We start from the raw sequence: 22379 nt of genomic DNA, 5'->3' as shown, positions 1-22379 counted from the left end.
CGCTTTGATTGGAATTGCAGATGTCCGAGCGCGCGATGCTGGAGCACGAGACCTTCAAGCCGGAGACCGGTGCGGTCAGTCTCAAATGGAAGATTCTCGCCGGCAATCTGTTGACCGGGTTCTTTGCCATGGCCTTCGCCTGTGCGCTGGCGTGGAGCGGATGGGGCGATCTGCGCAAGCGTGAACAGGCGGCGCGTGTTCTCAACGCCTTCGAGCTGGTGATGAAGGTGAACGCGCAAATTCCGCTCGAGCGCAGCCAATGGAATCTGCTCGCCGCGTCAGGATCCGCCTCGGCGGACGACGTTGCCAAGCTGGACAAAGCCATCACGACGACCGACGAGTCGCTGGTCCAGGCCAAGGCCGCGGTGCAGATCGCGGGGCTGCCGACCAGGAATGTCGACACCGCCGAACAGACGCTGAAGCAGGTCCGCTCCGTGGGCCGCGGGGCGGCTGCGCTTCCGGCAGCCCAGCGCCCGGCCAACATCCAGGCGCTGACGACCGATGGTCTCGGGCGCGCGGCCGAAGCCCTGAATGCCTCTATCGACGAGACCGCGATCGAGCTGTCGCGTGTCGGCGGCGATGTCGAGAACCTGCTGCCGTCTGGCCAGCTGGCGCAACTGGCGCAGGCGATGCGCACCGTCAACGGCGCGCGCTCCGCTGTTCTTCGCTTCTTTATCCAAAACACAGGCTGGACCCCGGCACGCCTTTCGGAGGTGACCGAGCAGAGCGGCCAGGTGACCTTGCTGTGGCAGCAGATCGAGCTTGCCGCGCGCAGCGTTCGCGATGCGCCGGAGGTCGCCGCCGCGCTCGAACATGTCCGCTCGACCCTGATGGGAGAGGGCGAGCGCCGCTATCGTCAGATCGTCACGGCGGCGCGCGATGCACAGCCTTCGCCGGTCACTGTGGAGGAGTGGGGGCGCTGGACCACGCCGATGCTGAACAATGTGATCGTGCTGCGCGACGCGGCTCTGAAGTCGGCGCATCAGGCGATCGATCAGGCCATCGAGGCCGCGCGGCTGCGCCTGTTCGGCGCGCTCGGCATCCTGCTTCTGGTCGCGATCGTGTCGGTGGCCGTGGTTCTCGGCGTCGTGCGTGGCGTCATCGGTCCATTGGTCGGTCTGACCGGCGTGACCTTGCGACTCGCCAATGGCGAATTGGGCGCGGACATCCCGAGCGAGGCCCGCAAGGATGAGATCGGCGCCATGGCGCGTGCGCTCAAGGTCTTCAAGGACGCACTGATCGCCAAAAAGGAGTCCGACGAGGCCGCCGCTCGCGACGCTCAGGCTCAGATCGATCGAGCCCGCCGGCTCGATGGGCTCACCCGCAGCTTCGAAGCAACGATTGCCGACATCGTCAACACCGTGTCGTCGGCGGCTTCGGGCCTCGAAACCTCGGCGGATACGCTGACGAACACGGCGAACCGCTCGGAGGAGCTCAGCACGGTCGTGGCGGCTGCGTCGGAGGAAGCCTCGGCCAATGTCCAGTCGGTGGCTTCCGCGACAGAGGAGCTGTCGTCCTCGGTGAACGAGATCAGCCGTCAGGTCCAGGCGTCGGCCCGCATGGCCGGCGAGGCGGTGCAGCAGGTTCGACAGACCAATGGCCGGGTCTCCGAACTGTCGCAGGCAGCAGCGCGCATCGGTGATGTGGTCGAGCTCATCAACAGCATCGCCGGGCAGACCAATCTCCTGGCGCTGAACGCCACCATCGAGGCGGCGCGCGCCGGCGATGCCGGCCGCGGCTTCGCCGTGGTCGCGACCGAGGTGAAGGCGCTGGCTGAACAGACGGCGAAGGCAACCGACGAAATCTCGCAGCAGATCTCGGGGGTCCAGGCCGCGACGCAGGAATCGGTCAATTCGATCCAGGCGATCAGCTCGACGATCGAGCGGCTGGCCGAAATCGGCGCGGCGATCGCCGCCGCCGTCGAAGAGCAGGGCGCGGCCACCCAGGAAATCTCCCGCAACGTGCAGCAGGCCGCCCACGGCACCCAGCAGGTTTCGGCCAACATCACCGACGTGCAGCGCGGAGCCTCGCAGACCGGATCGGCCTCCGCCGAGGTGCTGTCGTCGGCGAAATCGCTCGCCGGCGATTCCGGCCGCCTCAAGCGCGAGGTCGGCAATTTCCTGGAAGCCGTGCGCGCGGCCTAAAAGGTCTCGCCGTTCAGGCGCCAATGAAAAGAGCCCGGACAATGTCCGGGCTTTATTGTGTCAGCCGTAGCTCAGATGAGCGCTAGCGATATCCGGGGACCTTCGAGACCCCCGCGTGTCGCTGCGCTCATGCGGGCTACGACGTGAGCATCTTCCGGTACAGCGCATTGTAGCAGGCGGCCGACAGGTCCCAGCTGAAGGAGCGGGCCATCGCCGAGAGCCGCATCGCGTTCAACTGCTCGGTGCGGGTGAACGCGGAGAACGCACGCTTGACGCCGCCGAGGAATGACTCGGCTGACGGCTTCTGAAACAGGAAGCCGGTCTCGCCGTCGGTGATCGTCTCGGCCAGCCCGCCGGTCTGATGGCCGATCGGGAGCGACCCGAAGCGCTGCGCATACATCTGGCTGAGCCCGCACGGTTCGAAGCGTGAGGGCATCAGGGTGAAGTCCGATCCTGCGAAGATGCGACGCGCCTGCGCATCGTTGAAGCCGATCGCCACTCCGATCGCATCAGGCCGGCGGCGGTGCGCCTCCAGCAGGGCACGCTCGATCGCCGGCTCGCCGGAGCCGGTGACGACGATCTGCCCGCCGGCCGCGACGATCTCGTCGGCGGCTTCCAGCACCAGATCGATGCCCTTCTGATGCACGAGGCGCGCGACCAGTCCGAACATCGGCCCGCGCGACACCGCCAGCCCAAACTGCTTGCGGACATAGTCGGCATTGGCCTTCTTGCCCTTCCAGTCGCCGGCGGCAAAGGGCTGCGCCAGTTGCTGGCAGTAGCGGGGATCCCAGCTCTCGTCGATGCCGTTGAGGATGCCCGTCAGCTCATGTGCATTGGAGCGCTGGCGGAGCAGGCCCTCCAGGCCGCAGCCCAGTTCGGAGGTGGTGATCTCCCGGGCATAGGTCGCGCTGACCGTGGTCAGATGCGACGCATAGATCAGGCCGCCCTTGAGGAAGGAGAGCTTGTCGTAGAATTCGAGGCCGTCGATGTGGAAGGACGATTCCGGCGCGCCGATCCGGCGCAGCGACTCGCGCGGGAATAGGCCCTGATAGGCGAGATTATGGATGGTGAGGATCGACGGAACCTCGACCCCGCGCCACGCCAGATAGGCCGGCACCAGCGCCGCCTGCCAGTCATTGGCGTGGACGAGATCCGCTGCCCAGCTCTTGTCCAGCGTGCCCGCGGCCAGCTCGGCGGCGGCCGCGGCGAGGCGGCCAAAGCGGATGTCGTTATCGGCCCAGTCCTGCCCGCTCTCGTCGCCGTAGGGATTGCCCGGTCGGTCGTAGAGCTCGTCGCACAGCAGGACGTAGACCGGCAGGCCGTCGCGCGTCGACGATCGTCCGAGCGAGCAGGCCGGCATCTCCGCCAGAGCTTCGCATTGGCCGACAATTTCGATGTGGGTGAGCTGTTCGATCACGTCCCGATAGCCGGGCAGCATGATCCTGACGTCGGTGTGTGAGCGCAGTGCCCGGGGAAGTGCGGCGGAAACGGCGGCCAGTCCGCCCACCCGGACGAAGTCGTCCATTTCGGTTGTAACGAACAGAACCCGCAAGAGATGTCCTCGATCAAGCCCCATGGCCGTCCTATGCAAGAAAAGGTCCAAATCTCGTCATGAACAAAAAGCGTGTCGCAGTGCGGCGAGAGGCCAAACGCTTTCGGCACCGAATGGTTCGATCTAGACTCGACGGGCACCGTGCCCGATGGCTTACGCTTCGTGAATCAGCGAAGGCAAAGTCGACCTCGCGGGCTTCGGCCCCGCGCCAAGAGAGAAGAACAGCAGGGAGTTGCACGCGTGAGTCTAGTTGGAAACGATGAGAGCCGTTTGACAGGATGCTTCGACGGGCTCCGCGTCCTCGATTTTTCGACCACCATCGCCGGCCCGCATTGCGCTCGCATGCTCGCGGATATGGGGGCAGAGGTGATCAAGATCGAGTCAGCCGAAGGTGAAACCATGCGCACCCGGCCGCCGGTCCGCAGCGGTTGCTCGACCGCCTTCGGTCAGCTCAACGTCGGCAAGAAGAGTGTCGTGCTCGACCTGAAATCGCCCGAGGGCGTTGAAGCGGCGCGTCGGCTCGTCGCGACCGCCGATATCCTGGTCGAGAATTTCCGGCCCGGCGTGATGCAGCGGCTCGGGCTCGACTATGGCAGATTGGGCGCACTCAACCCGCGGCTGATCTATTGTTCGATCTCGGGCTACGGCCAGGCCGGTCCGTCGGCGGAGCTGCCGGCCTATGCGCCAGTGATCCACGCCGCCTCCGGCTATGACATGGCTCATCTCGCCTATCAGCCGGGGCGCAGCCGGCCCGACTACTGCGGCATCTATCACGCCGACGTCGTGACCGGCACCTACGCCTTCGGAGCCATCGCCTCGGCGCTCTACCAGCGCGAGCGAACCGGGCGCGGTCAGCACATCGACTGCTCGATGCTGGAATCGATGCTCAGCCTGACCCTGAACGAGATCCAGATGGCGCAGTTCGAGGTGCAGCTGCCATCGCGTCCAACTTTCGGGCCCGCAGAGTGCCGCGATGGCTATGTGATGATTGCGATCGCCAGCGAGAAGACCTTCCAGAACCTGATGATGGTGATCGGCCATCCGGACTGGGTCAGCGACAGCAGATTTGCCAGATATTCCGACCGGCGGGCAAACTGGGGCGAGCTGATGGACGGCGTCGAGGCCTGGTCGACGCGGTTCAGCGTCGCCGAATGTGTCGAGGCCTTGAACGCCGGCGGCGTGCCCAGCTCGGCCTACCGCAGCGTCGCCGATGCCCTCACCGATCCGCAGCTCGCCCATCGCAGTGCGCTGGCCGAGGTCGAGGATGCGGCGGGCACCTTCAAGGTCGTCAACCAGCCGTTCCGCATGTCCGACGCCAGGGTCGCCGCGGGGGCGCGCGCGGCCAGTCTCGGTGAGCACACAGCCGCCGTGCTCGGGGACATCGGCGCGAGGCCACCGAAGACGGCTTCTTCCTGATCGCCCGGCCCTACGGCAGGGCAGCCATGAGCGCCGGTTGATCGTGCCAGTCTTGCCGCAGGTCGTTTTTGCATCCAAAGTCCGAGCGCGTCGCGAACGAGTCCGGAAATACCGGACGTGCGGATGCCGGGAGGAATTGCCGAGCGAGCGGCCGCGCCGATGTGCGCGACCGTCCTGCGCTGCTCCCGTCATCAAGCCCGTCTGGTCCGCCGGCGTCACGGACCGACCGGCAGTTACGGGAGTGAGACATGAAGAGCTTCAAGGTCACCGATTTCAATGCGCCGCTGGCCGAGGTCGACGAGCCGACGCCGCAGCCGTTCGGCAAGCAGGTGCTGATCAAGGTGAAGGCAGCCGGCGTCTGCCACAGCGACCTGCACATCTGGGAAGGTGGCTATGATCTCGGCCACGGCCGCAAGCCGCTGTCCTTGAAGGATCGCGGCGTCTCGCTGCCGCGGACCATGGGCCATGAGAGCGCCGGTGAGATCGTGGCGTTCGGGCCCGAGGTCACCGAGGCCGAGAAGGGCGGGCTGAAGGTCGGCGACGTCGCGCTGGTCTATCCCTGGATCGGCTGCGGCAAATGCGCCACCTGCCTGGCCGGCGACGAGAACATGTGCCTGAAGCCGGCCTCGCTCGGCGTCTATTGCGATGGCGGCTATGCCGATCACATGACGGTGCCGCATCCGCGCCATCTGCTCGATCTCAAGGGGCTCGATCCGGTGACGACCGCGCCTTACGCCTGCTCGGGCGTCACCACCTACAGCGCGCTCAAGAAGGTGGAGAAGGATTTTGATACGCCGATCGTGATCTTCGGCGCCGGAGGACTCGGCCTGATGGCGCTGTCGCTGCTCAAGGCGATGGGCGGCAAGGGGGCGATCGTCGTCGACATCGATGCCCGCAAGCGCGAGGCGGCATTGGCGGCCGGCGCGCTCGCGGCGGTCGACGGCAAGGCGCCGGACGCGCTGGAGCAACTGGCCAAGGCGGCGGGCGAGCCGATCCGGTCCGTGATCGACCTGGTCGGCAATCCTGCCACGGCACAGCTCGGCTTCGACTGCCTGACCAAAGGCGGCAAGCTCGTGATCGTCGGCCTGTTCGGCGGCGGCGCGCCGTGGGCGCTGCCGCTCATTCCGATCAAGGCGGTCACGATCCAGGGCAGTTATGTCGGCAATCTCCGCGAGACGAAGGAGCTTCTCGACCTCGTCCGCACCAAGAACATCGCGCCGATCCCGGTGACGCCGATGCCGCTGTCCAAGGCCAACGACGCCCTGCGCGAGCTGCAGAAGGGCCAACTGGTCGGTCGCGCCGTGCTGACGCCGTAGCCGCCACCGCTCCCGTCATTGCGAGCAGCGAAGCGACGAAGCAATCCAGAGTCTCAACCTGGGTCCTGGATTGCTTCGCTTCGCTCGCAATGACGGCGCTAAACCACTTGTATTGCGAAGAAAACATGCCCTCCACCAATTCACTTCACATCGCAGTTCTCCCCGGCGACGGCATCGGGCCGGAGGTCATGGCGCCGGCGCTCGAGGTGCTGCGCAAGGTCGAGGCCAAGGCCGGCCTGTCGTTCCGCTTCACAGAGGCTCAGGCCGGCGCCAACAACTATCTCGCGACCGGCGTCTCGATCGCCGACACCACGATCCAGCTGTGCGAGGGCGCGGATGCCATCCTGCTCGGCGCCTGCGGCCTGCCGTCGGTGCGCTACCCCGACAACACCGAGATCGCGCCGCAGATCGAGCTGCGGCTCCACTTCGATCTCTATGCCGGGGTTCGGCCGGTGCGGCTGATCCCGGGCGTGCCGAGCCCGATCGTCGGCGCCGAAGCCAAGGGCATCGACTTCGTCGTGATCCGCGAGTCGACCGAAGGGCTGTTCGCCTCGATGGGCAAAGGCGTGGTGACGCATGAGGATGCGCGCGAGACGCTCGTCATCACCCGCAAGACCTCCGAGCGGCTCTTCAACTTCTCCTTCAAGCTCGCCGCCCGCCGCAAGGCGCAGGGGCGCCGGGGTACTTTAGCCTGCGTCGACAAGGCCAACGTGTTCAAGGCCTTCGCCTACTTTCGCAAGATCTTCGACGAGGTCGTTCAGCTTCATCCGGATGTGAAGGCGGACCATCTCTACGTCGATGCCTGCGCGCTGATGCTGGTGAAGCGGCCCTGGGACTTCGATGTGCTCGTCACCGAGAACATGTTCGGCGACATCCTGTCCGATCTCGCCGCCGGCCTCGTCGGCGGCATGGGCATGGCGCCGTCAGCCGACATCGGTGATCGCCACGCCGTGTTCCAGCCTTGCCACGGCACCGCGCCTGACATCATGGGGCAGGGCAAGGCCAACCCGACCGCGATGATCCTGTCGGCGGCGATGATGCTGGACTGGCTCGCTGAGACGCGCGGCATCGAGGGCGCCGCCGAGGCGGCGCAGCGGATCGAGCAGGCGGTCGATCGGGTCTATGCCGCGGGTCTCAAGCCGTTCGAGTTCGGCGGCCGCGCCGGCACGGCCGAGGTGACCCGGGCCGTGCTGGAGGCGCTGTGAGTCCCGCAACAGGTCTCGTCAGAAGATCTGGGCGGTGACGACGGCGTAGGCGATGAACACCACGCCGAGGCCCCAGACCATGCCCGGGATCTTGCCGCCGCGGCCGAAGGCGAGCTCCAGGGCGATGTAGCTGAGCGTGCCCAGCGCCATGCCGTTGATGAGGTTGTTGGTCAGCACGGTGACCAGCAGCATCAGCACGATCGGCACCGCGGTCGCCAGGTCGGTCATGTCGACCCGGGCGAAGCCCTGCATCATCAGGACGCCGACCATGACCAGCGCCGGCGCGGTCGCCTGCGGCGGGATGATCACGAAGACCGGCCAGAAGAACAGCGCGAGGCAGAAGAAGGCGGCGACCGTCAGCGAGGTCAGCCCGGTGCGGCCGCCGGCCTGAACGCCGGTGATCGATTCGATGTAGGCCGTCACCACCGAGGTGCCGAGCAGGGGACCTGCGATGGACGCGGTCGCATCGGTCGCGAACACCGCGGTGGCATTCGGGATCGAGCCGTCCGGGCGGCGGAGATTGGCGGCCCCGGTCACGCCGATCAGCGTGCCCAGCGTCGAGAAGAACTCGGCGCACAGGAAATAGAACAACAGCGGCAGCGCGATCAGGAAGTGGCTGAAGAGATAGCCGACATCCAGTGCCATGAACGTGCTGGTCGGCCAGCGCGGCCATGACAGCAGGGTCTGCGGCATCGAGGTCACCATCTTGCCGTTGGCTCCGGGTACGAACAGCCCGATCAGGGTCAGCACCGCAATCGAGATGATCAGCGCGCCCGGCACGCGGCGGGCGACCAGCACCGGCGTCAGCAGCAGCCCGGCCAGGGTCAAGATGACCGGCGGATTGCGCAGCGAGCCCATCGACACATAGGTCGATGGGTTGGCGACGATGAAGCCGGCGCCGCGCAGCGCGATGAACACGATCAGTGTTCCGACCGCGGCCTGGATGCCGATCTTCAAGGTCTCCGGGACGTCCTTGGCGGCGCGCTCGCGCAGCTTCGTCAGGCTGAGGATCAGGAACAGCACGCCGGTGAAGGCCACCATTGCCAGCGCGCCCTGCCATGGCATGCCCATCTGCTTGACAATGACGTAGGTGAAGATGACGTTCGAGCCCATCGCGGGGGCGACCGCCAGCGGCAGGTTGGCCGACAGCCCCATGAGCACCGAGCCGAAGATCGCCGCGAGCGCGGTGGCGCTGACGAGGTCGGCGCGATCCATCCCGGCATTGGACATGATCGCCGGGTTGACCGCGATGATGTAGGCCATCGCTGCGAAGGTGGTGGCGCCTGCCATCAGCTCGCGGCCGATCGTCGTGCCGCGATCGGTCAGCTTGAAGAAGCGGTCGAGCCCGCCGCCTTGCGTGGCTGCGTCCGCAGCCGTGGCCGCGGAGGCCGCGGGTTGCGCCTTCGTCATGTCCTGCATCGCGATCTCCGTCCTTGCTCCGTCGTCTGACGCCTGATCACCACACCACCGGGTGGGTCTTGCCGGTCTGCACGTTGATGAAGCCGAGTGGGGCCTGCTCGCAGGGCGCGACCAGGACCCAGCTCCACGGCGCGCAGGTCAGCGTCGCGAACATCAGCCGCTCGGGAAAGCCGGGATACCAGCGCGGCCGGAACGTCGGCTCGTACATCCAGTCGACCTTGCAGCCCTCGGCGTAGAGCGCCTGCATTTCGGCATCGAGCGCCTCGGCCGGGCGGCAGCTCATCAGGCCGCCGACCTCGAAGCGGACCGTGGCGGTGAGCTCGCCCTCGCGCACCAGCGCCCAGCCGCCCTGCTGGGCGACCAGCGCGTTGACGGCCTTGGCCATCGCCGCATCCGAGGAGCCGACCACCCAGATGTTGTGCTTGTCGTGGGCGACCGAGCAGGCCAGCGCCGTCTCCGGCGTGCGTGGGCCGCAGCCCTTCCAGAACATCTTCGACACCAGCCCCTCGCCGGAGAAGCGGTCGACGATGGCGAACTTGGTGATGGCGAGGCTCTCGTCGCGCTGCACGGCGCCGTCGCGCACCGGCAGCTCGAAGGTGTAGAAATCGGGATGCCAATGGAACGGGCGGATCACGGCCGCCTGCATGGTCGCGCGCCCGGACGCGGCCGGCAGCGCGAAATCCTCCGGCACGATGTCGCGCCTGATGTTGATGGTCTTGGTGGCCCAGTCCGGCCAGGCGATGCGGGGGACCTCGCCGAGGTAGCGCGTGCCCTCGGAGACCTGCGCGCCGTCGGCCCAGACTTCGGCGATCTCGAGCTTGTCGACATCGGACAGCAGCACGACGTCGCCGAACCGGCCGGGTGCGAGACTGCCGACGAACGGTGTCAGCCGCATGTGCCGCGCAGGATTGATGGTGAGGCACTGGATCGCGATCTCCGGCGGTAGGCCGGCCTCGATCGCGACCCGCGCATTGTGATCACTGGCTCCCAGCGCGAGCGTATGGCTGGCGCTGCGGTCGTCGGTGGTGAACGCGATCTGCGACCAGTCCTGCAGGCCCTTCTTCAGCAGCCAGGCGACGATCTCGGGCATGGCGTAGATGCGCAGCTCGATGAACAGGCCGCGCGTCAGCTTGTCCCAGGTCTCCTCCGGCGTCTGCACCTCGTGATCGGAGGCGAGGCCGGCGGCGGCGAAGGCGTTGATCTCTGGCAGATCGCGCAGGCCCGAGGCATGTCCCTCGACGACACCGCGCGCCGCGAAGGTTGCGCCGATCATGCCCCAGAGCCGTTCATAGGACGGGTTGTCCGGATTCCACACCGCGGGCCAGTCCATCACCTCGTCGAGGCCGGTGACCATCAGGCTCTCGCGCATGAAGCCGGCCTGCTCGGCGCCGCCATACCAGCCGCCGCCCCATTCATAGGCGGTCGGCGGCACGGCAGAGCCGGGTTGCGGAAAGATCTTCAGCGGCGAGCCGCGGCGGCGGGCCTCGAACCAGAATTCGAGATTGCGCGCGCCGTTGACATTGGAGAATTCGTGGCTCGCCTCGCAAGTCCAGGTATTGCCGCGCGGCAGCACCAGGGCGGCCTCCCATTCCGGCGTCAGATGCGAGCTCTCGATGTGTTTGTGCACCTCGCCGAAGCCGGGCACGGCGGCAAGGTCCGGCCGATGCGCGCGCTCGCGCACCTCGCCCTTGTAGCTGCCGGCGGGGCCGACCCAGGCGATGCGCCGCCCCTTGAAGACGATCTCCTGGTCCTCGCTCCAGGTGCGGCTGTGGACGTCGAGCAGGCGGCCGACGCGCAGCGCGCGGCAGGCCGGACGATGCCCCAGCGCGGTCAGCACCAGGTCCTGGCGGATCCGGACCTCCTGCGCGGCGTCAATCAGAAGGTCGTCTGCAATATCCGGTGCGAGATCCATGCTGATTGTCCTGCTTGATCAGGCCTGTGGCTTGGCGGCCTTCGACGTGGCGGTCCTGCGCTTGCGCGCTGACGCACCGGCGGGGGCGGCCTGCCGGGCGGCCGCCGCATCGCGCCGGCGCACGTCTTTGAGAAGCGTCGTCGTCGCCCATTCGATCGCATCGGCAATGTCGCTGCTCGACAGGCCGAAATCCTCGCGCAGCGTATTCCAGGCCAACGTATTGTTGAGATAGGCGGCAAGCGCTTCGGCCTGCCGCGCCTGCTTCGGCGGCAGATTGCGGACGAGCGGCGCCATGGCCTTGCGATGCTGCTGGATCAGGCGACGGCGGAATTGCGCGCGCAGGGACCGCCCGGCGCGGGTCAGCGCCAGCGCGCGGGCGAGCCGCGGGTGGCGGTCGTAGCGCCGGCACAGCTCGCGAAAAATCGCGGGCAGCTCGTCCGGCGCGCTGAAGGGGATGTAGCCGAAGACATTGTCTTCGATCCATTCGCCGGCGGCGTCCATCAGCTCGGCGCGGCTCTTGAAATGACGATAGATGGTCCGCTCGGCGATGCCCGCGCGCCTCGCCACGGCGGCCATCGACGTATCGTCGGCGGTCTCGTCCTCCAGGGTCTCGACGAACGCCGCGACGATGCGCTGCCGTGTCATGGCGGCATATTCGTCGCGAAGATTGGTCACCTGTCGTTGAACTGCACTCATGTCATAAGTCTGACATCGGCGTCCGCACGGCGGCAAGACGATATTGCGGGCATGCGCGCCGCAAAATGATGCGCTCGTTTTCGCCGCGGCTGTCGGAGGTGGCGACCGACTCAGCGTCCCTTGAACGCCGGCTTGCGCTTCTCCATGAAGGCGCGGCGGCCCTCGCGGAAATCCTCCGAGTCCATGCAGGCGTCCCCGATCCGCTTGATCGCCGCCATGTCGCGCCGGCTTTCGTCCTTCAGGACCTCGGCGATCGTGATCTTCGCGGCCTGGACTGCCAGCGGGGCATTGCCGGCAATCGTGCGGGCGGTGTCGAGCGTCGCTGGCAGCAATTCCTCGGTGGTCATCATCCGGTCGATCAGGCCGATGCGCTGCGCCTCGGGGGCGTCGATCCGCGATCCCGTGTAGAGCAGCAGCCGCGCCTGCGACGGTCCGACCAGCGACACCAGGTTGCGCAGGCCGTCATGGCCATAGGCGATGCCGAGCTTCGCCGCGGGGATGCCGAACTGGCTGTCCTGGGCTGCGAAGCGCATGTCGGCGAGCATCGCGATCTGCAGGCCGCCACCGAGGCAGAAGCCGCGGATGCAGGCGATCGTCGGCTTGGGATAGGTCGCGAGCAGCGCCCGCTGGGCGGCGCTCTTCTCGGCGTATTCCTCCGAGGCCGCGGCGTTGTGACGGCTCTGCTCGAACTGGCTGATGTCGGCGCCCGACACGAAGGCCTTGTCGCCCGCGCCGGTCAGCACGACAACCCGGATCCCGGCGTCGTCGCGCAGGACGGTCAGCGCCTGGCCGAGCCCCTCCCACATCTCCAGCGACATCGCATTGCGCTTGTCGGGGTTGTTGAAGGTGACGATACCGACACGCCCATCGATGGTCATGAGGATCTTGCCCTCGGCGAAGGCGGTGGTCGGATCAGAGATGGGGGGCATGGCAGTCCGTCGGCGGGAGGGCAGGGCGGCGTGTATGGTTCACCGCGACCGCTGCGCCGTCAACGCATGATCGGCTGCTACGACTTGCGTCAAGGAGGATGCCGTACCCGGTCCGCCGATCGCAGCGTCGCAGGCAGGGAGGGAGCGGAAATCCGCGGCCGGAGGCAAACGACGTCCGGGCGATCGAGCCACGCGCGGCAGCAACGCCGGCATGCCGCCACTTCCTATGACGGCAGGGGTAGCAAGATGCTTTGCCGCGCAGCTGTCACTGGGCGAACGGGAAAGGCCGGGGCAGCCGGCCGAATCGAGCAATCGATCCTGCACGCCGAAGCAGTGAACTCGCCCGAGCTGGCTGGTCGCCTGGCGCCCCCAAGTTGCGCCCTCGAGCGAAGATGGCCCACGTCCATCACGGGCTCGTCTGAAACGATCAGACGGCCTTTCCTATTCTTCGTTCGCTGCGATCGATTCCATCAGGGACACCAGCTGACGTTGCACGGTCTGGTCCTTGATCTTGCTGTAGGCGCGCAGCAACCGGAGGCTGAAGGCGCTGTCGAGGAACAGAAGGCTTTCGACCTCGCGGGCCTTGCTGTCGCCGTCGTAGAAAAACGTGACGGGCACATCGAGCGCGGTTGCGATCTGCTGCAGACGTGCAGCGCCGACGCGATTGACGCCCTTCTCGTACTTCTGGACCTGCTGGAAGCTCACGCCGAGCTTGTCGCCAAGCTCTGCCTGCGAGATCTTCTGCTCAACCCGCCGCAACCGAATGCGTTTGCCGAGCTCAATGTCGGGCTTGCCGGCGCTGCGCTGCTTCATCTTCTTAGCCGCTGATTTGTTCATTCTAGTCTTACCGTCCTTCCGTCGGAAATCCCCCGAACAGATGGGTCAGGGGTTCACCCATATATACTGTTTTAAGTTGCTGTGGATGGATGAATTCGTCTTTAAACCACGGGTATTTGCCAGGGTTAAAGGCCTCCACCAACCAGTCGATCATGTGGCGCACCCTAGGGATGCGGCCGGTGGTAGCATGGTAAGACAGCCAGATATCGTATGACCACTTCAGATCAACCTCAAGGGGTATGATCTTCCCGCCCAATGCACTCGCGTAGGTTGGGAATACGCCGATACCGGCGCCATGGGCGACGGCCCAGTAATTGGCACTGGAGACGTTGGTCGTCATCGCGATCAGGTCCCGCTGCTCAAAGCCGGGAAAGATGGTGGCGAAGGCGGCGTTGGCTGCCGCCTCATCCGCAACCTGCAGAACCAAGCGATGTTTTACGAGGTCGTCAATCGTCTTCGGAATCCCATACGTTTCCAGATATTTCTCGCTCGCAAAGCACATCAGGTGCATGCGGCCGAGCCTCACCAGCTTGACGTCGAGCGCCGCCGGTCGGGACAGGTGGATCGCGACGTCGGCCTCGTGGCGCGACACGTCCGCCGAGCGCATCGCGCAGTAGAGGTCGACCATCACGTTCGGGAAGCTCTGCTGAAACTCGACGAGCCGCGGCGCCAGCCAGAAGGTGCCTAGTCCTTCGGTGACGGCGACGCGGACCTCGCCCGACGCGGCGCTGGTGAGACCATCACCCGCGCGCAGCAGTTCGAATGAGGCCGTTTCCATCCGCTCGACGGCCGAGACGACGAGCGCACCTTCGTCGGTGAGGCGCGCGCCGTGAACGTCGCGGGTGAACAATGTCGCGCCGATCTGCCGCTCGAAATCGTCGATCCGCCGTCGTACCGCATTGATCGACAGCGTGAGCCGCTCTGCAGCGGAGCGGAAGCTGCCGGCACGCACGACCTCGAGGAAGATCCGCGCCGCGTCCCAGTCGGTGAGACTCGCCAGCGCTGATTTGCTGGCGGCAGTCTTGCCATGTGCGGCCCGGCCTTGAGCCCCTCGCCCGGCGGGTTTGCTTGCCGGCGCGCCATCGCTGGCATCGCCATTCGGAGGGATGCCTGCCTGGGTCGTAGCGAATGCCTCTCCCTGTCCAGCCGGAGCCAGCGTCGCAGGGGTCTCGGCTGTCTCCTGGCGTTCCTTCTGAGGAACGCCCCGTTCCGCCGCAACGCGCATACAAGCTTTCTCCGCCTGCTAGAGTGAAACCGATAAACTACGGACATGGCGGATGACCGCCATGGAATTGATTGAGACATTGACGTTCGATGAGTCTGCCGTCTTCTAGCCCCTGCAGCATAGTCTTACCATCCGCACAACCGCGGGGAGACACTACGCGCATCATCAGGACTCGCTACGCCCGAGTCCATGGGAGCATCGACGGTTTTTGCCTCGACCGCAATGAAATGGTATTCGAAGATGGTCGTACGTCATGCTATCTTGATGAAAGGTTTGTGGCGTTGACTCTTCAAATGCCGGCCTTGGGCCATCGGCCTGTGCACGGCGCTGTGCTGGAACGTCGGCGGCCCGACCATTGTCGAGCCAATCACTGCGGTGAGGGAAAGGCACGTCGGTTTCGCATGGGGAACGCACGGAGAGGAACGTCATGACGCATTTGGAAGCCAATCGCGGGTCGGGACTTGCTCGGCTCCATTTCGTCGAACGCTAGAACGGAACGATGCCTGTGGCTAATTCAGACGAACAGATGCTTGCAGTACTCGCGACCCTGGAGCAGTGCCGCGCGGCGCTTGCCGCGGCGGGTAATCGCGAATCGGCGCACTTGGTCTCGGTTGCCATTCTCGACCTCCGCATGAAGCTGAACCGTCTCAGCGAAGAAGATCTCAAGGCGCTTTGCGACGAGATGGTGCAGGCTGACAATCCCGACAAGCTCCGTGATCCCAAGGTGCAGCCGGGACAGCGCCGGCAACCGCTGTTGCGGCTGGTCAAGTAGCACGGTTCGATCCTCGCACGCGTGTGCGAATAGCGCATACGTGATCTGTCGTGATCGGGCCGTGAGGTTCGGCAGAGACCAAGCCGGATGCTACCGGACAATGAAGCGATCACGCCCGGACTGCGCCTTCGAGTAAGATCAACAGGGTGTGATCCTCAACGTGGCATTCCCACTGGGCTTCACCGGAAGCGCGCCAGATACCCCTCTGCGGCCTGCAACGACAGCGCTGCTGTTGCGTATTCCCCATATCGGCGGCATGAAGCGTCGTACCCCGGCGTCGTGACGCCGTCCTAGGGGCGTATCGCGGGACTCGCATGATCCAGAACGTATCGATTCCGGCGGCTTTCATTGCGGGCCTGGTCAGTTTCCTATCGCCGTGCGTCCTGCCGCTGGTTCCGCCCTATCTGGTCTATCTGACCGGCGCCACGATCGAGCACATCGAAAGCGAGGAACCGCCGGCGGTCTCGCGGCGCGCCGTGATGATCTCGGCCGGGCTGTTCGTGCTCGGCTTCTCGACCGTGTTCGTCATGCTTGGCGCAAGCGCCTCGTTGATCGGCGGCTGGATCCGCGTCTGGTCCGAGCAATTGTCGATCCTCGCCGGCATCGTGATCATCGTCATGGGCCTGCACTTCCTCGGGCTGACCCGTATCACGTTCTTGATGCGCGAGGGACGGTTGCCGATCCCGAAGCCGGTCGGCCTGTGGGGCGCCTATATCATGGGGCTCGCCTTCGCATTCGGCTGGACCCCCTGTATCGGCCCGATCCTGGCCGCGATCCTGTCGATCGCCGCCGCGGAGGCAACCGTCGCCAAGGGCGCCGGGCTGCTCGCGGTCTACTCTGCCGGCCTCGGCATTCCGTTCCTGATCGCCGCCTTCATGATCGAGCAGTTCTCGGCGCTGTTCATGCGGCTGCGTGGCCACCTCGTGAACGTCGAGCGCGCCATGGGCGTTCTGATGATCGCAACCGGCATCGGCTTCCTCACCGGCGCAGTCTCGACCTTCAGCATCTGGCTGCTCGAAACCTTCCCGGCGCTGCAGAGCTTCGGCTGAGCCGCCGAGGCGCCTCAATCCTCGAGCTTGCAGGTGATGGTGTAGACCACGCCCGGCGGCAGGAAATCGACCGTGGCCTCGCCGCCAAGCTGATCGCGCGCGCTGCGCTCGATCAGGCGCGAGCCGAAGCCGCGCTGGATCGGTGCTGATACGACCGGGCCGCCGGTCTCCTGCCACAGCAGCCTGAGCTGCGCCGGCTGCTTCTTCGCAGCATCCGCCTCGCTCAACTCCCAGGACAGGTCGACGGCGCCGGTGTCGTTGGACAGCGCGCCGTACTTCGCCGCGTTGGTCGCGATCTCGTGCACGATCATCGACAGCACGACGGCGAGCCGCGGCGACAGCGCCACCTTCGGGCCGGAGATCCTGATGCGCTCGGGATTGTTCAGCCGGTACGGCTTGAGCACGCGCCCGATCACGTCTTCGAGCTCGGAGCCCTGCCATTTCTCCTTGCTGAGAAGATTATGCGCTTCGGCGAGCGCCCCGAGCCGGCCTTCGAACTTTTCGCGTTCTTGGCGGCTGGCGCTGCGGAAGGTCTGCACCGCGATGGCCTGCAGGATCGCCAGCGTGTTCTTGACGCGGTGGTTGAGCTCCTCGATGAGAAGATCGTGCAGCGTCTCGGCGCGGGCGATCGTCGTGGCCATCCGCACCGCAAAGGCGAGGCCGATCGCCAGCATGATGCCGCCGATCAGACTGGTGATGGCGAGGTTGCGCCACAGCGGCGCGACCAGCGAGGTCTCGGCGATGCCGGCGCCGATGATCCAACCGGTCAGACTGGAATGGGTGAAGCTCGACAGCAGCGCCACGCCTTCGAGCGACAGGCTCGACAGCGGCGCCTCGTGCTCCCGGATCATGCGATCGTAGACCGAGGGCGAGGCCTGCTTGCCGATCGTCCCGGCAGGATTGGGCACGCGTGCGAACACGGTGGCCTTGCGGTCCAGCAGGGACAGCGTCCAGTCAGCGCTCGGCCGCTGTTTTTCGAGGATGGTCTGGAACATCTCGATGGGAGGGCTGAAGACGATGTCGTAGATGACCTCGCCGTCGCGAAAGACCGGTATCTCGACGGTGATGATGAGGTCCTTCTTCACCACCCCATAGAAGAGGTCGGAATATTGCGGCTGCCGCGTCGCGAAAACCCGCTCGGTGATCTCGCGGTTGTTGCGCGGCGGAAGGTGGGCCGTATCGGTCGTGGACGACGAGAACAGCTGGCGTCCCTGGCGGTCGGCGACCAGGATCGTACCGTTCTTGCCGTATTGGTCGAGGAACCCCATCGCAATGGGGCGGAAGCGCTCGAAGTCGCCGGTGGTCAACGCGTCGGTCAGCGCCAGGACCTGGACGCCGCCGGTCATGCGCTGCATTTCGGCATCGAGCGTGAGGCGAATGCCGCGCACGGTGTCGAGCACCCGCTGCCGCGCGTCGCTGCGGTCCTGGATGTAGTTGTGGAAGACGATCCCGCCCGCGAACAGGATGAGCGGCAACGTGGTCCCTGCGACCAGGAGAGCGAGCCGGACCGGCAGGGAGAGTTTCGGCACTGATGCCCCGTTGAGGTGGTGGTCTTCGTCGCCCGGCCACGCCCGCCTGCGGCAGGACGAAGGTTTGGCTGGCGCCGTGGGGAGGGTCTGCGGCGAGAGGATATCAATCCGGAGCGCCCACCTCCACAACGCCTCTGCCGCCCCAGCCGATCACATGGTCGTTAGAATAAGAGAAGCCGGCCGGTCGGCACCAAGAAGTCCTGTGCGCGCGGCCGGTTCCATGCTCGGCTTGGCAGCAACAGCCCGCCGCTACACGTTGCTCTCGGTGATCGCCGCATAGACCATGGTCCGCAGCTCGCGCCGGACCGGGTAGGCGCTCGACGGCAGCACCTGGGTCATGAAGACCGTGATCAGCTCCTCCGCCGGATCGATCCAGAACGCGGTCGAGGCCGCGCCGCCCCAGGCATACTCCCCGGCGCTGCCGGGGATCAGCGTCTTCGCCGGATCCATGGTCACCGCGAAGCCGAGGCCGAAGCCGATGCCGTTATAGGCGGCTTCCGAGAACATCGAGCGCGACAGCGTTGGGAGATCGACGCCGCCGGGCAGGTGATTGCTGGTCATCAGCTTCAGCGTCTTCGGCCCGAGCAGGCGGACGCCGCCGAGCGCGCCGCCGTTGATCAAGGCGCGGCAGAACGTCAGATAATCCGCGGATGTCGAGCACAGTCCGCCGCCTCCGGAGATGAACGCCGGCGGGCTCAGGAATGAGCTGGTCGCCGGATCGTCCTGCAGGGTGAGGCCGTCCCTGCGATCGGCGGCGTGGAATGACACGCCGCCACCTGCGTCGACCGAATAGCAGGCCGCCAGCCGGTGCGCCTTGGCGGCCGGAACATGGAAATCGGTGTCCTCCATGCCGAGCGGATCGAGAATGCGTTCCTTGAGGAATTGCTCGAACGGCTGGTCTGCGATCTTGCCGATGAGGTACCCGATCACGTCGGTGGAGACGGAGTAGTTCCAGGCCTCGCCCGGCGAGAATTCCAGCGGAATCCGCGAGAGATCATCGATCATCGACGACAGCGTGCCTGCCTTCTCGACCGCGCCGATGTTGGCGTCGCGATAGGCGGCGTCGACATTGGATCGTTGCTGGAAGCCGTAGGTGAGGCCGGAGGTATGACGCAGCAGGTCGACGATCAGCATCGGCCGCGTCGGCGGCCGGGTCATGAAAGCGGGTGCCGTGCCGGCGACGAACACGCCGAGGTTCTTCCACTCCGGAATGTATTTCGCGACCGGCTCGTCGAGGGTGACCTTGCCTTCCTCGACCAGCATCATGAAGGCCACGGTGGTGATCGGCTTGGTCATCGAATAGATGCGGTAGATCGTGTCGTCGCTGACCGGCACCTTGCGTTCGACATCTGCATAGCCGAGTGAGCTCGCATGCACGATCTTGCCGCGGCGGTAGATCGTCAGCTGCGTGCCGGGAAACCGTCCGGCCTCGACATAGCGCTGTCGCAGATGGGCATCGATACGGTCGAGCGCGGCTTTCGACATGCCGGCAGATTCAGCAGAGGCGGGGGCGAGCATCGGGGCGTCTCCTTGGGGGGCGCGGGTCAGTTGCGGTCTGGTTCGCGCGCTATTGTTCGTGACGTTCCGGGTCATAGCCGAATTTCGCTTTTGGTTCCAATCGCGACACTTACCCAGCCACCGGCGCTCGTGTAGATTTCCGCCGAGGGAGGACCGCCATGACGCAATTCAACGAAGCCGAGCTCACGGACGCCGTCATCGGAAGCTTCGACCAGACCCCCGATGCGCGCGCCAGGTTCCTGCTGCAGGAGCTGGTGAAGTCGCTGCACGATTACGTCCGCAAGACCAACCTCACCTTCGAGGAATGGGGGGCCGCGATCGACTTTCTGACCCGGACCGGTCAGACCTGCACCGCAAGCCGGCAGGAATTCATTCTCCTGTCCGACGTGCTCGGTGTCTCGATGCTGGTCGACGCCGTCAATCACCGGGATCGGGCAGGGGCGACAGAGACCACCGTGCTCGGCCCGTTCTATGTCGGCGAGCACAGGGTGACGCCGCATGGCACGGACATTTCGGCCAGTCTCAAGGGTGAGAAGATGTTCGTCCAGGCGCGGGTCACCGATCTCGCGGGCGTGCCGCTGGCTGGCGCGACCGTCGACGTCTGGCACGCCGATGACGAGGGCTTCTACGATTCACAGCGGCCGTCCTACGAATCCGAGGGGCCGTCGTCGCGGGCGCGGTTCATCACCAATTCCGACGGTCGCTTCTTCTTCCGCACCATTCTGCCCTGCAGCTATCCGATCCCGACCGATGGGCCCGTCGGTCAGATGATCCTGCAGACCAAGCGTCATCCGATGCGGCCGGCCCACGTGCACTTCCTGGTCGCAGCCGAAGGCCACGAGCCCCTGGTCACCCATGTCTTCATCGCCGGCGATGACTATCTCGACAGCGATGTCGTGTTTGGGGTCAAGGATGATCTCATCGCGCAGGTGGAACAACGCAGCGATCCGGTGATGCCGGACGGCAAGCTGGCCTCCGGGCCGTGGTATCTGATGACCTATGATTTCCGCATGAAGCCCGGGGCGGGCGTGGCGCCGAGGCCGCTCGGCACGATCGTCCCTGAACCTGTCTGATCCCGTGGCATCCGGCCGGCCCGCCTACCAGCCGCCGTGGCGGGCCGCGAGCAGGATGAGCACCGCGCCGGCAAGCAGGGCGGTCGTTGCCTTCCAGAACAGCAGCGGATTGCGTTCGATCAGTGGCGTCGGGCTGCTGCTGACGTAGCCTGGATTGGGGTGCCGAAGGTCGAAGACTAATTCCGACAGGCTCTCGTAGCGCTTGGAGGCGAGCGGGTGAACGGCGCGCCGGAGGGCGCCGTCGATCCAGAGCGGGATCGCACGGTCATCGCCGGAAGCGGGCACATAGCGGACCTTGCGAAACTGCGCCCGGGTTCTTGCCCGCGCCATCTGCGCGCCGTAGGGCAATCGCCCCGTCAGCATCTGGTAAGCGATGACTCCCAGCGAGAACTGATCGGACCATTCGGAGCCGCCCTCGCCGAGAAAATACTCGGGCGCCGTATACTGCTGGGTCCCGAGGATGCTGTCGTGGTCGGCCGCCGGCTCGGCTTCGATCACGCCGCTGACGCGCACCGAGCCGAAATCGATGATCTTCACCGTTCGGGTGCGGTCGATCATGATGTTCTGCGGCCGCAGATCCTGGTGCAGCATTTCCCTCCGATGAAACGCCTGCAGTCCCCTCGCGATCTGCTCGACGATGTCGCGGACGGTCGCAAGGTCCGGTTTCGGGTTGTCGATCATCCATTGCGCCAAGGTCTGGCCTTCGATGAATTCCGTGACGACGTAGAGATGATCGCGGCGGCGCGTCGATGCGCAGGCCTTCAGCACGTGGGGGTTGTCGATTCGCCGCGCGATCCACTCCTCCATCAGGAACCGCTTCAGATAGGCCGGGTCGCCACGCAGGTCGATCGAGGGCACCTTGATGGCGACGGCGAGCTGCGTCTCCACGTCGACGGCCAGATAGATATGGCTGCGGCTGCTCGCATGGATCTCGCGCACGATCCTGTAGCCCTCGAAGATCATCCGCGCGTCCAGCAACGGCGCGGGCGGCAACTGCTCGGCCTGGACCGGGATCTCGGCCGGGTCGGCCACGCCGAGCTCGTCGATCCGTACGATCTGGATCGTGAGATTGTCCGGGCTGCCCTGCGCCAGCGCCTCTGCGACGATGATACGGGCCGCCTGGTCGAGGTCGTGTGATCTCTCTTTCAACACGTCCGCGATGAAACGCTTGCCGACATGCTCATGAACGCCATCGGTTGCGAGCACGAAGATGTCGTCGCGCTCGATCCGGATAGCCTGATAGTCGATCTCGACCTGAGGATTGACGCCGAGCGCGCGCCCGAGATAGCTCTGCTGCGATGAGATCGTGATGCGGTGATCGTCGGTGAGCTGCTCCAGCGAATTGCCGGCGGGACGATAGACGCGGCAATCGCCGATATGGAAGAGGTGCGCCGTGGCCGCCTTGATCACGATCGCGCTGAGCGTGCAGACATAGCCCTTGTCGCGGTCATAGGCGTATTGGCTGGCCCTGGTTTGAGCGTGCAGCCAGGAGTTGGCCGCGGCGATCACGCGTTGCGCCGAGGTCTTCACCGACCAGGCATCCGGCGTGCAGTAATAGTCGGTCAGGAAGCTCTTGACCGCCGACTCGCTCGCAATGTGGCTGACCTCGCTGCTGCTGATCCCGTCTGCGATTGCGATTGCGATACCCTTCAGGCTGAGCGCCGGCTCGTCGGGAATCAGGGCGCCGTGGAAGTCCTGGTTGCCCGGCTTCTGCCCTTTGTCGGAATGCGCTCCGATTGTGATCCGCAATGGCATTTGGGCTATGGGCGAAGTGGAGGGAGCCCGAG

General features: G+C 65.7%; 17 protein-coding genes. 7 read left to right on the top strand and 10 right to left on the bottom strand.

The genetic code is table 11. The features are described 5' to 3' along the window. The first annotated feature begins 20 nt into the window (after window positions 1-20). The gene (locus LQG66_RS12125) at window positions 21-2144 is read left to right on the top strand and encodes a methyl-accepting chemotaxis protein (RefSeq protein WP_231326448.1); all 2124 of its coding nucleotides are present in this window, start codon (window positions 21-23) and stop codon (window positions 2142-2144) included. Window positions 2145-2280: 136 nt separating this feature from the next. Here the strand turns inward: LQG66_RS12125 and glgA are convergent, their stop codons facing one another. After that, window positions 2281-3696 (bottom strand): glycogen synthase GlgA, encoded by a 1416-nt coding sequence (gene glgA / locus LQG66_RS12120; protein WP_256460618.1) that lies wholly within the window; start codon window positions 3694-3696, stop codon window positions 2281-2283. A gap of 240 nt (window positions 3697-3936) precedes the next feature. Here glgA and LQG66_RS12115 point away from each other — a divergent pair, with 240 nt between their 5' ends. From LQG66_RS12115 to LQG66_RS12105, 3 genes are all read left to right on the top strand, one after another. Beyond that, the gene (locus LQG66_RS12115) at window positions 3937-5112 is read left to right on the top strand and encodes a CaiB/BaiF CoA transferase family protein (RefSeq protein WP_425601309.1); all 1176 of its coding nucleotides are present in this window, start codon (window positions 3937-3939) and stop codon (window positions 5110-5112) included. A gap of 248 nt (window positions 5113-5360) precedes the next feature. Beyond that, window positions 5361-6428, top strand: a complete 1068-nt coding sequence (locus LQG66_RS12110; RefSeq protein ID WP_231326446.1) for an alcohol dehydrogenase — start codon at window positions 5361-5363, stop codon at window positions 6426-6428. A gap of 125 nt (window positions 6429-6553) precedes the next feature. Next, window positions 6554-7633, top strand: a complete 1080-nt coding sequence (locus LQG66_RS12105) for an isocitrate/isopropylmalate dehydrogenase family protein (protein WP_231326445.1) — start codon at window positions 6554-6556, stop codon at window positions 7631-7633. 18 nt (window positions 7634-7651) lie between these two features. On the opposite strand, the gene LQG66_RS12100 is transcribed toward LQG66_RS12105, so the two are convergent. The 6 genes from LQG66_RS12100 to LQG66_RS12075 all read right to left on the bottom strand — a co-directional run bounded on the left by LQG66_RS12100 (window position 7652) and on the right by LQG66_RS12075 (window position 14651). Beyond that, on the bottom strand, window positions 7652-9052 hold the full coding sequence (locus LQG66_RS12100) for an NCS2 family permease (protein ID WP_231326444.1): 1401 nt from the start codon (window positions 9050-9052) through the stop codon (window positions 7652-7654). 37 nt (window positions 9053-9089) lie between these two features. Further along, complete coding sequence (locus LQG66_RS12095) at window positions 9090-10964, bottom strand: adenine deaminase (protein WP_231326443.1); 1875 nt, start codon at window positions 10962-10964, stop codon at window positions 9090-9092. Between the two features lie 18 nt (window positions 10965-10982). Beyond that, window positions 10983-11660, bottom strand: a complete 678-nt coding sequence (locus LQG66_RS12090) for a TetR/AcrR family transcriptional regulator (RefSeq protein ID WP_231326442.1) — start codon at window positions 11658-11660, stop codon at window positions 10983-10985. A 110-nt stretch (window positions 11661-11770) separates the two neighbouring features. Continuing rightward, complete coding sequence (locus LQG66_RS12085; protein WP_231326441.1) at window positions 11771-12589, bottom strand: enoyl-CoA hydratase; 819 nt, start codon at window positions 12587-12589, stop codon at window positions 11771-11773. 441 nt (window positions 12590-13030) lie between these two features. Next, window positions 13031-13426: a helix-turn-helix domain-containing protein gene (locus tag LQG66_RS12080; RefSeq protein WP_231326440.1), complete on the bottom strand. Its 396-nt coding sequence runs from the start codon at window positions 13424-13426 to the stop codon at window positions 13031-13033. 7 nt (window positions 13427-13433) lie between these two features. Beyond that, window positions 13434-14651: a LysR family transcriptional regulator gene (locus LQG66_RS12075; RefSeq protein ID WP_231326439.1), complete on the bottom strand. Its 1218-nt coding sequence runs from the start codon at window positions 14649-14651 to the stop codon at window positions 13434-13436. A 526-nt stretch (window positions 14652-15177) separates the two neighbouring features. On the opposite strand from LQG66_RS12075, the gene LQG66_RS12070 reads away from it, so the two are divergent. Both LQG66_RS12070 and LQG66_RS12065 read left to right on the top strand, forming a co-directional pair. After that, complete coding sequence (locus tag LQG66_RS12070) at window positions 15178-15423, top strand: hypothetical protein (protein WP_231326438.1); 246 nt, start codon at window positions 15178-15180, stop codon at window positions 15421-15423. Window positions 15424-15737: 314 nt separating this feature from the next. Continuing rightward, window positions 15738-16472 carry a cytochrome c biogenesis CcdA family protein gene (locus tag LQG66_RS12065; protein ID WP_231326437.1) on the top strand — a complete coding sequence of 245 codons (735 nt, stop codon included), beginning with the start codon at window positions 15738-15740 and terminating at the stop codon, window positions 16470-16472. A gap of 14 nt (window positions 16473-16486) precedes the next feature. Here LQG66_RS12065 and LQG66_RS12060 read toward each other — a convergent pair whose 3' ends face one another. Both LQG66_RS12060 and LQG66_RS12055 read right to left on the bottom strand, forming a co-directional pair. After that, a complete protein-coding gene (locus LQG66_RS12060; RefSeq protein ID WP_231326436.1) occupies window positions 16487-18001 on the bottom strand; it encodes a sensor histidine kinase in 1515 nt (504 codons plus the stop codon). Window positions 18002-18250: 249 nt separating this feature from the next. Beyond that, window positions 18251-19519, bottom strand: a complete 1269-nt coding sequence (locus LQG66_RS12055) for a serine hydrolase domain-containing protein (RefSeq protein ID WP_231326435.1) — start codon at window positions 19517-19519, stop codon at window positions 18251-18253. A 158-nt stretch (window positions 19520-19677) separates the two neighbouring features. Here LQG66_RS12055 and LQG66_RS12050 point away from each other — a divergent pair, with 158 nt between their 5' ends. Further along, on the top strand, window positions 19678-20592 hold the full coding sequence (locus LQG66_RS12050; protein WP_231326434.1) for an intradiol ring-cleavage dioxygenase: 915 nt from the start codon (window positions 19678-19680) through the stop codon (window positions 20590-20592). Between the two features lie 24 nt (window positions 20593-20616). Here the strand turns inward: LQG66_RS12050 and LQG66_RS12045 are convergent, their stop codons facing one another. Then, window positions 20617-22347, bottom strand: coding sequence for a bifunctional protein-serine/threonine kinase/phosphatase (locus tag LQG66_RS12045; RefSeq protein ID WP_231326433.1), 1731 nt, complete (start codon window positions 22345-22347; stop codon window positions 20617-20619). Window positions 22348-22379: the final 32 nt, after the last annotated feature.

Origin of the sequence: Bradyrhizobium ontarionense (genome assembly GCF_021088345.1) — a bacterium.
Classification (GTDB): domain Bacteria; phylum Pseudomonadota; class Alphaproteobacteria; order Rhizobiales; family Xanthobacteraceae; genus Bradyrhizobium; species Bradyrhizobium ontarionense.
This window is presented reverse-complemented; position numbering and strand designations above follow the sequence as displayed.

Coding starts and splice junctions, on each gene's coding strand:
- LQG66_RS12125 (WP_231326448.1), top strand. CDS start 21: ATGTCCGAGCGCGCGATGCTGGAGCACGAGACCTTCAAGCCGGAGACC.
- LQG66_RS12110 (WP_231326446.1), top strand. CDS start 5,361: ATGAAGAGCTTCAAGGTCACCGATTTCAATGCGCCGCTGGCCGAGGTC.
- LQG66_RS12105 (WP_231326445.1), top strand. CDS start 6,554: ATGCCCTCCACCAATTCACTTCACATCGCAGTTCTCCCCGGCGACGGC.
- LQG66_RS12100 (WP_231326444.1), bottom strand. CDS start 9,052: ATGCAGGACATGACGAAGGCGCAACCCGCGGCCTCCGCGGCCACGGCT.
- LQG66_RS12095 (WP_231326443.1), bottom strand. CDS start 10,964: ATGGATCTCGCACCGGATATTGCAGACGACCTTCTGATTGACGCCGCG.
- LQG66_RS12090 (WP_231326442.1), bottom strand. CDS start 11,660: ATGAGTGCAGTTCAACGACAGGTGACCAATCTTCGCGACGAATATGCC.
- LQG66_RS12085 (WP_231326441.1), bottom strand. CDS start 12,589: ATGCCCCCCATCTCTGATCCGACCACCGCCTTCGCCGAGGGCAAGATC.
- LQG66_RS12080 (WP_231326440.1), bottom strand. CDS start 13,426: ATGAACAAATCAGCGGCTAAGAAGATGAAGCAGCGCAGCGCCGGCAAG.
- LQG66_RS12075 (WP_231326439.1), bottom strand. CDS start 14,651: ATGCGCGTTGCGGCGGAACGGGGCGTTCCTCAGAAGGAACGCCAGGAG.
- LQG66_RS12070 (WP_231326438.1), top strand. CDS start 15,178: ATGCTTGCAGTACTCGCGACCCTGGAGCAGTGCCGCGCGGCGCTTGCC.
- LQG66_RS12065 (WP_231326437.1), top strand. CDS start 15,738: ATGATCCAGAACGTATCGATTCCGGCGGCTTTCATTGCGGGCCTGGTC.
- LQG66_RS12055 (WP_231326435.1), bottom strand. CDS start 19,519: ATGCTCGCCCCCGCCTCTGCTGAATCTGCCGGCATGTCGAAAGCCGCG.
- LQG66_RS12050 (WP_231326434.1), top strand. CDS start 19,678: ATGACGCAATTCAACGAAGCCGAGCTCACGGACGCCGTCATCGGAAGC.
- LQG66_RS12045 (WP_231326433.1), bottom strand. CDS start 22,347: ATGCCATTGCGGATCACAATCGGAGCGCATTCCGACAAAGGGCAGAAG.